Origin of the sequence: Actinoplanes hulinensis (assembly GCF_019429605.1) — a bacterium.
GTDB classification, from domain to species: Bacteria; Actinomycetota; Actinomycetes; order Mycobacteriales; family Micromonosporaceae; genus Actinoplanes; species Actinoplanes campanulatus.
This window is the reverse complement of the sequence record NZ_JAHXZI010000004.1, coordinates 452,048-465,754: the sequence shown is the minus strand read 5'-3', so window position 1 is coordinate 465,754 and position 13,707 is coordinate 452,048. Positions and strand designations below refer to the sequence as shown.

The following is a 13,707-nucleotide window of genomic DNA, read 5'->3' as shown; positions in this document are numbered from 1 at the left end:
CGTGCGGCGGCCGCCGAGCGGGCGGTGGCGGCGGCGGTCGAGCGGGCCGCGGCGGCCCGTGCCGCGGGACCACCTCGTTCGGGCGGGGTGACGGGAGACGTCTGGGCGATGGCGACGGCCGATTCGTCCGGGACAGTGGTCATGGGCGCCACGGAGGCGGCCGCGGACGACGCGGCCGAGCACCGTAGCGTGGATCATGACCTGGGCGCTTCGGCGCCCGAGGACCACGGCACGGAGCCGGGCGACGGCGCCCGCTCCGGCGGCGTGGTGTGAACAGTTTGGTAGAGGGGACGGGCAGCGTGACGCTGACCATCGGAATCGACGTCGGCGGCACCAAGGTCGCCGGTGGCGTGGTCGACGAACAGGGCAACGTGCTCGCGTCGGACCGCAGGCCGACCCCGGCGGACGACCCCGCCGGGACCCGGGACACGATCGTCGAGGTGGCCGCCGAGCTGGCGGCGCAGTACCCGGACGCGAAGGCGATCGGGATCGGCGCGGCGGCGTGGATCGACGCGGCCGGCTCGACGGTGCTCTTCGCGCCGAACCTGGCCTGGCGGGACGAACCCCTCCAGTCGTACGTGAGCAAGGCCACCGGGCTGCCGGTCGTGCTGGACAACGACGCCAACGTCGCCGCCTGGGCGGAGTTCCGGTTCGGTGTCGCCCTCCACGCCGAGTCGATGTTGATGATCACCGTCGGTACCGGCATCGGCGGCGCGATCGTGGTGAACGGCGGTCTGTGGCGCGGCGCTCACGGCATCGCGGCCGAGCTGGGCCACATCCAGGCGGTCCCGGACGGGCATCCGTGCGGCTGCGGCCGTCTCGGCTGCCTGGAGCAGTACGCGAGCGGCAACGCGCTGGTCCGCTTCGGCCGGACCGGGGCGCGGCAGGAGCCGGAGCGGGCCGCCAAGCTGCTGGAGCTGGCCGGCGGCGACCCCCTGGCGATCACCGGCCGGCAGGTCACCGAGGCGGCGCGGGCCGGCGACGGCGTCGCGACGGACGCGTTCGCCCAGGTCGGCTACTGGCTCGGTGTGGCCCTGGCGGACCTGGCACAGAGCGTGGACCCACAGGTCATGGTGATCGGCGGGGGCGTGGTCGACGCCGGGCCACTGCTGATGGGGCCGATCGAACGCGCGTACCGGGAGCAGTTGTCCAACCGCGGCCGGTTCCCGGTGGCCGAGGTGCACGCCGCCCGGATGGGCAACGCGGCCGGCGTGGTCGGCGCGGCCGACCTGGCGCGACGCGCCTGAGGAGGCGGGGTGTCCGGGGTGGCGGGCGGGCCCGGGGTTCCGCTGCGTGTGGTCAGTTACAACGTCCACGGGTTGCGGGACGACCGGGCCGCGTTGATCGGCCTGGTCCGTGACCTGGCCCCGGACGTCCTCGTCGTGCAGGAGGCGCCGCGCCGGTTCCGGTGGCGGCAGAAATGCGCGCGGCTCGCCTCCGAGACCGGTCTCGTGGTGGCCGCGGGCGGCCTGCCCTCGCTGGGCAACCTGCTGCTGGTCAGCCTGCGGGTGAAGATCCGGCGGAGCTGGTGCATGCGCTACCCGTTGACCCCGGGCCGGCATCTGCGCGGCGCGGTGTTCGCCGAGGGCGCGGTCCGCGGCGCCACCTTCACGGTGTCCGGATCGCACCTGGCCACCGACCCGGCCGAGCGCCCGTCCCAGGCGGCGTGCTGGAAGGCCGAGCTGGACCGGATCGAGGGGCCGATGATCGTCGCGGCCGACCTGAACGAGGGCCCCGGCGGCGGCGCCTGGCGGATGGTCGAGGACGGCCTGCTCGGGTCGGCGGAGAACGCGCCGACCTTCCCGGCCGCGGTGCCCAGCCGGCGCATCGACGGGCTGTTCGTGACCCCCGGCGTGGCCATCGAACGTTACGAGATCATCTCAACCGAGCGGACACGCGTCGCGAGTGATCATCTACCGATCGTCGCGGACCTTTTGCTCCCTTCCTCCTAGCCTTTCGGTCTGCGAGGATCGCCGGGTGCAAGACTCCCCGGACCTCGGTGACCGTGGCGGCGCCGTGTGCGTGATCGGCGCCGGCGCGAGCGGCCTGACCGCCATCAAGAACCTGCGCGAGCTGGGCTTCGCGGTCGACTGCTACGAACGTGAGACGTCGGTCGGCGGCGCGTGGAACTGGCGTCACGACCGCAGCCCCGTCTCCGCGGGCACCCATCTGGTCACCTCCCGGCCGCTCACCGAGTTCCCCGACTTCCCGATGCCGGACCACTGGCCCGACTACCCGCACCACAGCCGGGTCCTGGAGTACCTCGAGCGGTACGCCAAGCACTTCGGGCTGAGCGACCACATCTGGTACGGCATGGAGGTCGTGTCCGTCGTCCCGGCCGGCGACGGCCGCTGGGACGTCACGATCAACTCGACCGGCGGCGGCTCGTCCCGGGTCCAGCGGTACGCGGCAGTGGTGATCGCCAACGGGCACAACTGGTCGCCGGTCAGCCCGGAGATCCCCGGCGACTTCAGCGGGCAGGTCATCCACGCGGCGGGGTACAAGGACCCGTCCCGGCTGCGTGACCGGCGGGTGCTGGTGATCGGCGGCGGCAACACCGGCTGCGACATCGTGGTCGAGGCGGCCCAGCACGCCGAGCGGGTGTGGCACTCCACCCGGCGCGGCTACTGGTACGGCCCGAAGTACATCGGCGACCGCCCCGCCGACCAGGTGCGGCACCGGAAGGGCCCGGCCTGGCTGCGGCAGCGGCGCTACCGCCGCGACGTCGCCGACCTCACCCGGTGGGGCGTCCCGGCGCCGGAGCACGCCCCGTCCGAGAGCCACCCGGTCGTCAACGGCCTGCTGCCGGAGTACCTGCGGCACGGCCGGATCGAGGCGGTCCCGGACGTGTCCCGCTACGACGGCAAGGCCGTGGAGCTGACCGACGGCCGCCGGATCCAACCGCATCTGGTGATCACCGCCACCGGCTACCGCCCGCGTTTCGACTTCCTCGCCCCCGAACTGCTGGACATCGACGAGCGCGGCCGCCCCGACCTGCACCTGCACGTCTTCGCCCGCAAACACCCGACGCTCGCGGTGGTCGGTCTGGTCCAGCCGGACGCCGGGCTGTTCCCGCTGGCGCACTGGCAGAGCGTGGCGGTGGCCCGCTGGCTGCGGCTGCACGGCGCCGACCCGGAGCGGGCGACCGCCGTACAGCGGGAGGAGTCACAGCGGCCGCTGGCCTCGTGGTCGCGACGCCGGGTGGTCCCCACCAGGCGGCACTGGTTCGAGGTGGACCACGTCGACTACCTGCGGACCGTGGAGAGCCTCCTGGGCCGTCTGGAGGGCGTCAAGTGAGCGAACCATGGGGATCATGTCGGCGCCGGAGCGAAGCGGAGGTGCGCCCATGAGCGAGATCCTGCGGTTCCAGGACTGGGCGGAACCGGTGCCGCCCGCCGAGCGTGAGGTCGTCTCGAAACTGCCCGAGGCCGACGAGGGCCGCCCGCCGCTGCTGTTCGTGCCCGGCCTCGGCCACGGCGGCTGGGCGTTCGCCGAGCACTGGCTCGGGCACGTCGCGGCCCGCGGCTTCCCGGCCCACGCCGTCACCCCGCGCACCGGCGGCGACCTGCGCGCCCAGGCGCACGACGTGGTGCAGGTGGCGGCGTCGCTGCCGCGCCAGACGGTGCTGATCGGCCACGGCACCGGCGCACGCGTGGTGGCCCGGGCGCTGGGCCGCTACCCGGCCCGTGCGGCCGTCCTGGTGGCCCCGGTGCTGGACGGCTGGGCGGCGCTCGGCGCGGCGCTGCGCAGCAACCCCGCCGGGACCGTCCCGGCGCTGGCCGGCGGCCGCCTGCGGTTCTCCGCCAGGCAGCTGTTCGGCGCGAACGTCCCCGGCGAGGAGGCCACCGCGCACCTGGAGCGGATCGGCGCCCGCCCGCGGGCCGACCTGTTCGGCCGGGCCGACCTGCCGGAGCCGGTCGGCGGACCGCCGGTCCTGGTGGCCGGCAGCCCGGACGACCGGGTGGTGCCGCGGGCGGCCCTGGACCGGGCGGCCGCCCGCTACGGCGGGGCCCCGCTGCTCTTCCCCGGCATGGGCCACTACCTGATGCTGGAGCCGAGCTGGGCCGAGCCGATCGACGCCGTCCTGGACTGGCTGCTCAAAGAGCTGTGAGCCGCTCGGCCAGCCGGCCGCTGTGGTCCAGCGCGCTCAGGTAGGCGCGCGCCCAGGCCATGATGTCGTGCTCGGTGAGGTGCCGGCGCATCGACGACATCCGGGCGGCCAGGTCCTCGCCGTCCGCCTCCATGGCCCGCAGCAGGGTGGCCTTGAGCCCGTCCACGTCGTGCGGGTTCACCAGGAAGGCCTGTTCCAGTTCGGCGGCCGCGCCGGCGAACTCGCTGAGCACCAGGGCGCCGGCGCCGTCCTCGCGGGCCGCCACGAACTCCTTGGCGACCAGGTTCATCCCGTCCCGTAGTGGGGTCACCACCATGACGTCCGCGGTCAGGTAGAGGGCGGCCAGGTCGGAGCGGGCGAACGGCTGGTTCAGGTAGTGGATGGCCGGTTCGCCGACCCGGCCGTACTCGCCGTTGATCCGGCCGACCTCGCCCTCGATCCGGTCGCGCAGGTCCCGATAGCTCTCCACCCGTTCCCGGCTGGGCACCGCCACCTGGACCATCACCGTGTCCCGCACCTTCACGAACCCGTCCCGCAGCAACTCGCTGTACGCCGTGAGCCGGTGCTCGATCCCCTTGGTGTAGTCGAGCCGGTCGACGCTGAGCAGCACCCGCTTCGGCGCACCGAGACTGTGCCGCAGCTGCCCGGCCTGGGTGACCACGTCGGGCCGGGTGGCCAGCGCCCGCATCTCGGCGACGTCGATGGAGACCGGGAACGCGCCGGTCCGCACGGTCCGCCCGCCGACCGTGATCGCGTCGTCGGTGGCGTGCGCCCCGAGCAGCTTCTTGGCGAGCTGGGCGACGTTGTGGGCGGCCTGTTCCCGCTGGAAGCCGACCAGGTCCGCGCCGAGCATCCCGCGCAGCAGCTCGACCCGCCGGGGCAGTTGCATGTAGAGCTCGGGCGGCGGGAACGGCACGTGCATGAAGAACCCGATCAGCAGGTCCGGCCGCAGTTCCCGGAGCATCGCCGGCACCAGCTGGAGGTGGTAGTCCTGCACCCAGACGGCGGCGCCCGGCTCCGCCACGGCGGCGGCGGCCTCGGCGAACCGGCGGTTGACCGTTTGGTACGTCTCCCACCAGCCCCGGTCGAAGGTCGGCTGCTGCACCGCGTCGTGGTAGAGCGGCCACAGGGTCGAGTTGGCGAACCCCTCGTAGTAGCCGCGCAGTTCGTCCTCGGTCAGCGACACGGGTTGTAACCGCAGGGTGCCGACGTCTGGCAGAGCCGGTGCCGGGCCGACCCCGCCGGCCCAGCCGACCCAGGTGGCCGGGGCCTGCTCCAGGATCGCGTGCAGGGCGCTGGCCAGCCCACCTGGGCTGCGGCGCCACTCGCAGGCGCCGTCCGGAGCGGCGTTGTCATCCAGGGGCAGACGGTTGGCGATGACGACGAGCGAACTCTGACGCATCACCGTAGGTTACGGGGTGAACACCAGTATCCGTCTATACGACGGCGCCGTCGTCGAACTCGTCGTCGTCGTCGCCCGAGCGCAGCCGCCAGACCAGGGTGACCGCCCCGCCGACGATCGCCGCGAAGCTGATCAGTTGCACCAGGTTGCGGTCGATCGGGAGGAGTGTGGGGAAGAGGAACAGCACGAAGCCGATCGTGACGCCCAGCAGGCCCATCATCGCGTACTTCGAGATGTGCGGCAGGGGTGGGGGAGGGGGCGGGATGTAACGCTCGTCCTCGTCGTCCTCAGCGGGCAGATCGCTGCCGAAGGTGTCGAGTCCGTAGAGGATCGACGGCTCCGGCGGTGGCGGGTCGGTCCGCCGCCGGTTGTGCGGTGTGCCCTCCTCGGTCACCGGCCGGGCCGGGGGCGGCGGAGCGTCCTCGGCGGCCGGCCACGGAGCCGTCTCGGCGTCGACGGTGGTGTGGAAGCCCGCGATGATCTTCGCCCACTCCTCGTCCACCTCGGCCTGTGGCCGTGGGTCGGACGGCGCCGGCGGCGCGGGCGGGGTGGGCGGTGTCCCGCCGGTCACCTTCTGCAGGTGCTCCCGGGCGGTCTCCAGCCGGGTGCGGTCGACATAGAGCCGGTCGATCGGCCGGGCGGGCAGTGTGGTCGCCCGCAGGACCGGGTTCAGATCCGCGGTGGGCTGCAGGTACGCAGCGATCCCTCCGGCCGCCAGCACGTCGAGCAGATGCTCGCCGATCCGTGGATCCACGTCACCCGCCACCGCGTAGTCGGCAGCGTCGAGCCCGTTGTCGCGCCGCCCACGACGGGCTCCACCCGCTGTCACCGATGCACACCCCCTTGCCGACCGTGCTTTGAATGGTGACACGGCAGGCACCTGTTGCGGGAGTGCGTTGTGGCGCGCCGCCCCCGCTTCGTACGCTTCCTGTCGCCCCGGACACCCGCGGCATCCGCTGAAAGGACGTCAGTGTTCTACTGGCTGCTGAAGTTGGTGGTTCTCGGACCACTGCTGAGACTCGTCTTCCGCCCCGAGGTGAAGGGCCTGAAGAACGTGCCCCGCTCGGGTCCGGTCATCCTCGCCTGCAACCACCTCTCGTTCTCCGACTCGATCTTCACCCCGCTGATCATGAAGCGGAAAGTGACCTTCGTCGCCAAGGCCGAATACTTCACCGGCAAGGGGATCAAGGGCTGGTTCTCGCGGATGTTCTTCACCGGCGCGGGGACGATCCCGGTGGACCGTTCGGGCGGCGAGGCCGCCCAGGCGGCGCTGAACACCCTCCTGCGGGTGCTGCGCGAGGGCAACGTGGCCGGCATTTATCCGGAGGGCACCCGCTCGCCCGACGGGCGTCTCTACCGTGGCAAGACCGGGGTGGCCCGGCTGGCGCTGGAGAGCGGCGCCGTGGTCGTGCCGGTGGCGCTGCTGAACACCGACGAGATCCAGCCGACCGGGACGATGGTCCCGGCGGTGAAGCGGGTGCGGATCCGGATCGGCGCGCCGCTCGACTTCTCCCGGTACGCCGACCAGCGCGGTGACCGGTTCGTCGAACGCGCCATCACCGACGAGATCATGTACGAGCTGATGACGCTCTCGGGCCGCGAGTACGTCGACGTCTACGCCTCGACGCTCAAGGCTCCGACGGCCTAACCGGTCATCCCGGCGCGGCGACGCAGGGCCTGCACATCGGTGACGACGATGCGCCGGCCCTCGGTGCGCAGCCAGCCCCGGCTCGCGAAGGAGCCGATCGCCTGGTTGACGCTCTGCCGGGAGCCGCCGGCCATCTCGGCGAGCTGGCTCTGGTTGAGCTCGATGGTGATCATCGGCGCCTGGCTCTCCCCGGAGAGCCGGACCAGGGTCTTGGCCACCCGGCCGGGCAGGTCGAGGAAGACGTGATCGGCGTTCTGCTCGGTGAGGCGGCGGATCAGGCCGCCGACCGAGCGCATCACCGCGTCCAGGATGCGCGGGTTGGAGTGGACCAGCTCCATGAAGGCGACCCGGGACAGCGAGAGCGCCTGCGAGTCCTCGATGGCCTCGGCCGACGCGCTGCGGGTCGACGCGTCCAGCAGGGACACCTCGCCCAGCACGTCGGGTGGGCGGACCACGGTGAGGACCGCGCGCTCGCCGGTCGGCGCGGTCCGGAAGACGGCGACGGCGCCCCGCTTCATGATGATCAGCGAGTCGCCGGGGTCGTGCTCCACGAAGAGGATCTGGCCCTTGCGGTAGTGGCGTGGGACGGCCGCGGCCACGACACGCTGGCGCACCTCCGGCTCTAGACCGGCGAACATGTCCACGCCGGTGAGCGCGTCGCCGGAATCCGGCAAGCGATGGTCCACGGCGCTATCCCTCCCCCGGTCGGGACCGCGTCGACCATGAGCCGGCGTCGGCCCCACGACGCGAACGATCACTCTTAGCACGAAGCGTGCCTCGAACGCCATTTTCGAAACGGACATCGGGGCTCGCCTCGTACGATCATGTCCCTTCAGTAGCGTTCTGTAAACCGTCAATCTCGCACAGTGACCGTCGCCCATGTTGTCCGTCGCTTTAGCGGCTTGTGCCGAGATAATCCCGCAGTGCCGGATGACGAGCTACTTCGATCGACCCTGCGCGACCAGTGGCACCTCACGCCGACCGAGCTGACCGAGCTTCCGGCCGCCCTGCTCTCGCGCGGCTGGGAGTTCGTGGCGGGAGCCGCCCGCTACACGGCCCGGCTCGTGGAGACGGCCGCCCGGCAGGCCCTCGAGGCCGGGCTGCTCGCCGCCGAGCATCTGCGCGCCCGGCGGATCGACGCGGGGCAGCCGGTCCGCACGCTCGGCGGCGCCCTCACCGCCGAGATCCCGCTCGGGGCGCTGGCCGTCCTGCGGCGGGTCCCGGGCCGCTGTCTGGACGGGCGGGATCCGGTCGATCAGCAGTGGTGGGGTGAGCGCCTCGGCGCCGTACACCGGGTTCTCCAGGGTTTTCGGCATCCGGGCCTGCGCCCGTGGCGGCTGCCGGAACCCGACGCGGGCCATCTCGGCGCGGAGCCCTGGCTCCGTGGGGCGGTGACCACCGCGGTCACCGCGGCCACCCGGCTGACCGTGACCGATCAGCTCACCTACGGGGTGCTGCACGGCGATCCGGCGCCGGACGCGTTCGTCCTCGATCAGTTCACCGGGCGGCTCGGGCTGCTGCACTGCGGGACGAGCGGCACCGGCCCGCTGGTGTACGACGTGGCCGCCGCGGTCGCCTACGCCGGCGGGCCGGACCGGGCGGCCGAACTGCTGGACGGCTACCGCGCCGCGGGGCCGGTCGGCGCCGACGAACTGGACGCCGCCCTGCCGGTCCTGCTGCGGCTGCGCTGGGCCGTGCTGGCCGAGCGGGCGGCCCGGCGCGGCAGCCCCGCCGCGCTGAAGGCCGCCAGGGTGGCCCTGGAATCCATGCCCGGATGACGATGGGTCAGGATGGACCCCGATGCCTTACCGCTATTTCTATGACTGCGAGTTCATCGAGGACGGCCGGATCGTCGACCTGGTCTCGATCGGTGTCGTCGACGAGTTCGGCCGGGAGTTCTACGCGGTCAGTACCGAGTTCGACGACTCCCGCGCCGTGCCCTGGGTGCGCCGCAACGTGCTCGACAAGCTGCCGTCACCGTCCGACCGGGCGTGGCGCAGCCGGGAACGGATCCGCGAGGATCTGTACGAGTTCCTGGTCGAGCCGATCCGCGGCCGCAACGAGCAGATGGAGCTCTGGGCCTGGTACGCGGCCTACGACCACGTCGCGCTCGCCCAGCTGTGGGGCGCCATGCCGGCCCTGCCCCGGGAGATCCCACGGTTCACCAAGGACCTGCGCCAGCGCTGGGACGACCAGGGCCGCCCGCATCTGCCGGAGATGGCCGGCCGGCACGACGCCCTGGTCGACGCGCGGCACAACCTGGCCCGGTGGAACGCCATGGCCGGGAACTAATCGGAGGAGATCCCTCAACTTATGCCGGCGGCCTGCCGAAGCGGAGACGTACCTCCACTCAGCTTCGGAAGGCTCCTGCATGAGCAGCACCCTTATTGATCGGCCGCCGTCCACCGAACGTGAGGCGGGGCGCTGGTGGGCGCTCGTGGTGCTCGCGCTGGCGCAGCTCATGGTCGTGCTGGACGCCACGATCGTGAACATCGCTCTGCCCACCGCCCAGGCCGACATCGGCTTCGACGACCACGGCCGGCAGTGGGTGGTCACCGGTTACGCCCTCGCCTTCGGCAGCCTGCTGCTGCTCGGCGGCCGGCTCTCCGACTTCTTCGGCCGCAAGCGGATGTTCGTCATCGGCCTGGTCGGTTTCGCCCTGGCCTCCGCGCTCGGCGGCGCCGCGGGCAGCCTGGAACTGCTCATCGTGGCCCGCGCCCTCCAGGGCGTCTTCGGCGCCGCGCTGGCCCCCGCCGCGCTGTCGCTGCTGTCCACCACGTTCACCGAGCCGGCCGAGCGCGGCAAGGCGTTCGGCATCTTCGGCGCCATCTCCGGCGCGGGCGGCGGCATCGGCCTGCTGCTCGGCGGCGTGCTCACCGAGTACGTCTCCTGGCGCTGGTGCCTTTACGTCAACCTGGTGATCGCCGCGATCGCCGTGGCCGGCGCCTTCCTGAAGCTGCGGGACGAGCCGGTCCCCGCGCACGGCCGGATCGACGTCCCCGGCACGATCACCGCCGTCGCCGGCCTGGTGGCCCTCGTCTTCGGCCTGGCCAACGCCGAGAGCGACGGCTGGACCAGCACCGCGACCCTCGGCCCGATCCTCGCCGGCCTGGTCCTGCTCACCGCCTTCGTGCTGATCGAGCGCCGCTCCACGCACCCGCTGCTGCCGCTGCGCGTCGTCCTCGACCGCAACCGCGGCGGCTCCTACGCCTCCATCGCGATCGCCGGCGCCGGCATGTTCGGCATCTTCCTCTTCCTCACCTACTACCTGGCCGGCATCCTCCAGTTCACCCCGATCGAGACCGGCCTGGCCTTCCTGCCGATGCTCGGCGCGGTGATGCTCACCGCCACCACCGCCGGATCGATGCTCGCCCCCAGGATCGGCCCGCGCCCGCTGGTCCCGGTCGGCGCCCTGATCGCGGCCGGCGGCATGACCCTGCTGACCCGCCTCGAGCTCGACTCCACCTACGTGTCCGGCGTCCTGCCCGGCCTGATCGTCGTCGGCCTCGGCCTCGGCCTGGTCTTCGCGCCCACCCAGAACGCCGCCACCTCCGGCGTCGAGCACCGTGACGCCGGCGTCGCCTCCGCGATGATCAACACGGTCCAGCAGATCGGCGGCTCCATCGGCACGGCGCTGCTCAGCTCGTTCGCCGCCACCGCCGCCGCCGACCACATGGCCGGCCGGGAGCCGACCCCGCTGGCCCAGGCCCAGGCCGCGCTGGAGAGCTACCACACGGTGTTCTGGTGGTCGGCCGGGTTCTTCGTCCTGGCCGCCGTCGTCGCCGCGGTGCTCTTCCGCACCGGCCCGCTCGACGTCGACCCGGACGCTCCGCCGGCCATGGCCCACTGACGACGGCCCGGCCACGCTCTCCGGGGCCGGTCACCCTCGGTTTCCGGTCCCGCGTTCCACCCTTTCCGGTACGAGCGGCGAAGCCGGCAGAAGCACAGCGGCCGCTCGCGGAGCGCCACGCGAGCCAGGCGGTCCACCGGGCCGCGGCGCGGCCGCCGGGCTGATGCGCGGGTCCGTCTCCGGGCCGCACCGAACGACGGGGTCACACGATCACTGATCGTGTGACCCCGTCGCCGTCCCCGCGTGCGCAACGCGGTGCCGCCGCACACGCGGTCCCGTCCGTCTGCCCGGCCTGGCCGGACAGCGCGGGCGGGCGTTCACGCCCGGCACGGCGTGTGCGGTCACTGTCGTTCCCGCAGCTCTCGGCCTCTCTCCGCCGGGATGCCGCGGCGCTTGGCGCGATCGTGGCGGTCCGCGCGAAAACGGCCCGGTTTCTGTGGGGCGCGTTCACCCCCGTCAGGCACGGCGACTAGAGTGCGATTGCGGGCCCGCCCCGGGCCGGCAACGCTGCCGACGAAATCGTCCCTGGGGCCTCGACGGGCTATCCGCACTTCGCTACCCGATCCAGGGGGAAGAATAATGCGTATCGGCGTGCTCACCGGTGGCGGCGACTGCCCCGGTCTCAACGCGGTCATCCGCGCCGTGGTCCGTAAGGGCGTGACTGCTTACGGTCACGAGTTCGTCGGCTTCCGCGACGGCTGGAAGGGCCCGCTGGAGGGTCTCACCAAGCCGCTCGGTATCGCTGAGGTCCGTGGCATCCTGCCCCGCGGCGGCACCATCCTGGGCTCCTCGCGCACCAACCCGTTCAAGATCGAGGGTGGTGTCGAGAAGATCAAGGCCAACCTGGCCGAGCAGGGCGTGGACGCGCTGGTCGCGATCGGCGGCGAGGACACCCTCGGCGTCGCGACCAAGCTGCACGACCTGGGTGTCAAGGTCGTCGGCGTGCCGAAGACGATCGACAACGACCTGAACGGCACCGACTACACCTTCGGCTTCGACACCGCGGTCAACATCGCGATGGAGGCCATCGACCGGCTGCACACCACCGCCGAGTCGCACCACCGCACCCTGGTCGTCGAGGTCATGGGCCGCCACGCCGGCTGGATCGCGCTGCACGCCGGCCTCGCCGGTGGCGCGAACGTGATCCTGCTGCCGGAGCGCCAGTTCGACGTCGAGCAGGTCGCCACCTACGTGACCAAGCGCTTCCAGGTGGAGTACGCGCCGATCGTCGTCGTCGCGGAGGGCGCCCAGCCGCTCGACGGCCAGATGGTGCTGCACAACCAGGAGCTGGACAGCTTCGGCCACGTCCGCCTCGGCGGCATCGGCCAGTGGCTGGCCGAGCAGCTGGAGGAGAAGACCGGCAAGGAGGCCCGTACGGTCGTCCTCGGTCACATCCAGCGCGGTGGCACCCCGACCGCGTTCGACCGGGTGCTCTCCACCCGCTTCGGCCTGCAGGCGATCGACGCCGTGCACGAGGGCGACTTCGGCAAGATGGTCGCGCTGAAGGGCACCGACGTCGTCCGGATCCCGCTGATCGAGGGCACCGGCGAGCTGAAGACCGTTCCGATCGAGCGGTACGAAGAGGCCGAGGTCTTCTTCGGCAACTGATCAACCGGAGAATGCCGGGGGCCGTACGGTCCCCGGCATTCCGCGTTTTCCCGGCTGGCTGTCAGTGCTGTCTCAGCTGCGTTGAGACAGCACTGACAGCCGGCCGGAACCGAGATCGAGGAGTCTGCGTTGCCCAAGCAAACCGTCGCGGTCATCGGGGCCGGCAAGATGGGTGAACTCGTCCTCTCCGGCCTGCTCCGCTCCGGCTGGCCCGCCGAGCGGCTGCTGGTCACCGTCCGCCGGGCGGCCCGCGGCACCGAGCTGGCCGAGCGGTACGGCGTGACGGTCGTCGACAACGCGGAGGCCGTCAGCCGGGCCGACATCCTGGCCGTCGGGGTGAAGCCACAGGACGCGGGCGTGCTCCTCGACGAGATCGGCGGGAGGATCGCGGCCGACAAGCTGGTCGTGTCGCTCTGCGCCGGCCTGCCCACCAGCTTCTTCGCCGCCCGGCTGCCGGAGGGCACCCCGGTCGTCCGGGTCATGACGAACACTCCGGCGCTGGTCGACCAGGCGATGACCGCGATCTCGGCGGGCCCGCACGCAGGCGACGAGCACCTGGCCGTCGCCGAGGAGATGTTCAAGCCGCTCGGTGTGACCATCCGGGTGCCCGAGTCGCAGCAGGACGCCGTCACCGCGCTCTCCGGCTCCGGTCCGGCCTACTTCTACCTGCTGGTCGAGGCGATGATCGATGCCGGTGTCCTGCTCGGCCTGCCCCGCCAGGTGGCGCACGAGCTGATCGTGCAGACCGCGATTGGCTCGTCCGTGATGCTGCGCGACTCGGGCGAGCACCCGGTCAAGCTCCGCGAGGCGGTCACCTCCCCGGCGGGTACGACCATCGCCGCCATCCACGAGCTGGAGAAGCACGGCGTCCGGGCCGCCCTCATGGGCGCTCTGGAAGCGGCCCGCAACCGGGCCCGCGAAATCGCGGGCGGGGTCTGATCGCGGGCGATCTTGGATGTTCGACCACCGAATCCGGTGGGAGAACGTCCAAGATCGCGAAAGGGGCGCGATCTCCGCCCGGAAGCGCCTCGCGGGCGGGACCGGGCAGTGAGATCGCGGTGCGCCACTCCGACGGCGTGGCGTGCGGT

General features: G+C 72.3%; 14 protein-coding genes. 11 read left to right on the top strand and 3 right to left on the bottom strand.

The window, feature by feature from the left end:
• From KZ829_RS10560 to KZ829_RS10540, 5 genes are all read left to right on the top strand, one after another.
• Window positions 1-273: hypothetical protein (locus KZ829_RS10560; RefSeq protein WP_220143641.1), on the top strand; the 273-nt coding region annotated here is incomplete at its 5' end.
• 26 nt (window positions 274-299) lie between these two features.
• Window positions 300-1,247, top strand: a complete 948-nt coding sequence (locus tag KZ829_RS10555; RefSeq protein WP_220143640.1) for an ROK family glucokinase — start codon at window positions 300-302, stop codon at window positions 1,245-1,247.
• 9 nt (window positions 1,248-1,256) lie between these two features.
• Complete coding sequence (locus KZ829_RS10550) at window positions 1,257-1,952, top strand: endonuclease/exonuclease/phosphatase family protein (protein ID WP_308285420.1); 696 nt, start codon at window positions 1,257-1,259, stop codon at window positions 1,950-1,952.
• Between the two features lie 25 nt (window positions 1,953-1,977).
• Window positions 1,978-3,297, top strand: a complete 1,320-nt coding sequence (locus KZ829_RS10545; protein ID WP_220143639.1) for a flavin-containing monooxygenase — start codon at window positions 1,978-1,980, stop codon at window positions 3,295-3,297.
• A 49-nt stretch (window positions 3,298-3,346) separates the two neighbouring features.
• Window positions 3,347-4,111: an alpha/beta hydrolase gene (locus KZ829_RS10540; protein ID WP_220143638.1), complete on the top strand. Its 765-nt coding sequence runs from the start codon at window positions 3,347-3,349 to the stop codon at window positions 4,109-4,111.
• On the opposite strand, the gene KZ829_RS10535 is transcribed toward KZ829_RS10540, so the two are convergent.
• Both KZ829_RS10535 and KZ829_RS10530 read right to left on the bottom strand, forming a co-directional pair.
• Complete coding sequence (locus tag KZ829_RS10535; protein ID WP_220143637.1) at window positions 4,098-5,513, bottom strand: alpha,alpha-trehalose-phosphate synthase (UDP-forming); 1,416 nt, start codon at window positions 5,511-5,513, stop codon at window positions 4,098-4,100. The two genes, KZ829_RS10540 and KZ829_RS10535, sit on opposite strands and share 14 nt — an antisense overlap.
• A 34-nt stretch (window positions 5,514-5,547) precedes the next feature.
• The gene (locus KZ829_RS10530) at window positions 5,548-6,342 is read right to left on the bottom strand and encodes a DUF308 domain-containing protein (RefSeq protein ID WP_220143636.1); all 795 of its coding nucleotides are present in this window, start codon (window positions 6,340-6,342) and stop codon (window positions 5,548-5,550) included.
• A gap of 141 nt (window positions 6,343-6,483) precedes the next feature.
• Here KZ829_RS10530 and KZ829_RS10525 point away from each other — a divergent pair, with 141 nt between their 5' ends.
• Window positions 6,484-7,161, top strand: a complete 678-nt coding sequence (locus KZ829_RS10525; RefSeq protein WP_220143635.1) for a lysophospholipid acyltransferase family protein — start codon at window positions 6,484-6,486, stop codon at window positions 7,159-7,161.
• Here KZ829_RS10525 and KZ829_RS10520 read toward each other — a convergent pair.
• Entirely contained in the window at window positions 7,158-7,847 is a 690-nt protein-coding gene (locus tag KZ829_RS10520) for a Crp/Fnr family transcriptional regulator (RefSeq protein WP_183217298.1), read from the bottom strand. The two genes, KZ829_RS10525 and KZ829_RS10520, sit on opposite strands and share 4 nt — an antisense overlap.
• A gap of 237 nt (window positions 7,848-8,084) precedes the next feature.
• Between KZ829_RS10520 and KZ829_RS10515 the strand changes: the two genes are divergently transcribed.
• From KZ829_RS10515 to proC, 5 genes are all read left to right on the top strand, one after another.
• Entirely contained in the window at window positions 8,085-8,939 is an 855-nt protein-coding gene (locus tag KZ829_RS10515; protein WP_220143634.1) for a phosphotransferase enzyme family protein, read from the top strand.
• A gap of 22 nt (window positions 8,940-8,961) precedes the next feature.
• The gene (locus KZ829_RS10510; RefSeq protein ID WP_220143633.1) at window positions 8,962-9,453 is read left to right on the top strand and encodes a polyadenylate-specific 3'-exoribonuclease AS; all 492 of its coding nucleotides are present in this window, start codon (window positions 8,962-8,964) and stop codon (window positions 9,451-9,453) included.
• Window positions 9,454-9,532: 79 nt separating this feature from the next.
• Complete coding sequence (locus KZ829_RS10505) at window positions 9,533-11,011, top strand: DHA2 family efflux MFS transporter permease subunit (protein WP_220143632.1); 1,479 nt, start codon at window positions 9,533-9,535, stop codon at window positions 11,009-11,011.
• 579 nt (window positions 11,012-11,590) lie between these two features.
• Window positions 11,591-12,619 carry a 6-phosphofructokinase gene (locus tag KZ829_RS10500; RefSeq protein WP_220143631.1) on the top strand — a complete coding sequence of 343 codons (1,029 nt, stop codon included), beginning with the start codon at window positions 11,591-11,593 and terminating at the stop codon, window positions 12,617-12,619.
• 129 nt (window positions 12,620-12,748) lie between these two features.
• Window positions 12,749-13,558, top strand: coding sequence for a pyrroline-5-carboxylate reductase (proC, locus tag KZ829_RS10495; protein WP_220143630.1), 810 nt, complete (start codon window positions 12,749-12,751; stop codon window positions 13,556-13,558).
• The last annotated feature ends 149 nt before the right edge of the window (window positions 13,559-13,707 follow it).

What these genes read in the sequence shown, in the direction of transcription:
- KZ829_RS10540 (WP_220143638.1), top strand. Translation starts at nt 3,347, where the DNA reads ATGAGCGAGATCCTGCGGTTCCAGGACTGGGCGGAACCGGTGCCGCCC.
- KZ829_RS10535 (WP_220143637.1), bottom strand. Translation starts at nt 5,513, where the DNA reads ATGCGTCAGAGTTCGCTCGTCGTCATCGCCAACCGTCTGCCCCTGGAT.
- KZ829_RS10510 (WP_220143633.1), top strand. Translation starts at nt 8,962, where the DNA reads ATGCCTTACCGCTATTTCTATGACTGCGAGTTCATCGAGGACGGCCGG.
- KZ829_RS10505 (WP_220143632.1), top strand. Translation starts at nt 9,533, where the DNA reads ATGAGCAGCACCCTTATTGATCGGCCGCCGTCCACCGAACGTGAGGCG.
- KZ829_RS10500 (WP_220143631.1), top strand. Translation starts at nt 11,591, where the DNA reads ATGCGTATCGGCGTGCTCACCGGTGGCGGCGACTGCCCCGGTCTCAAC.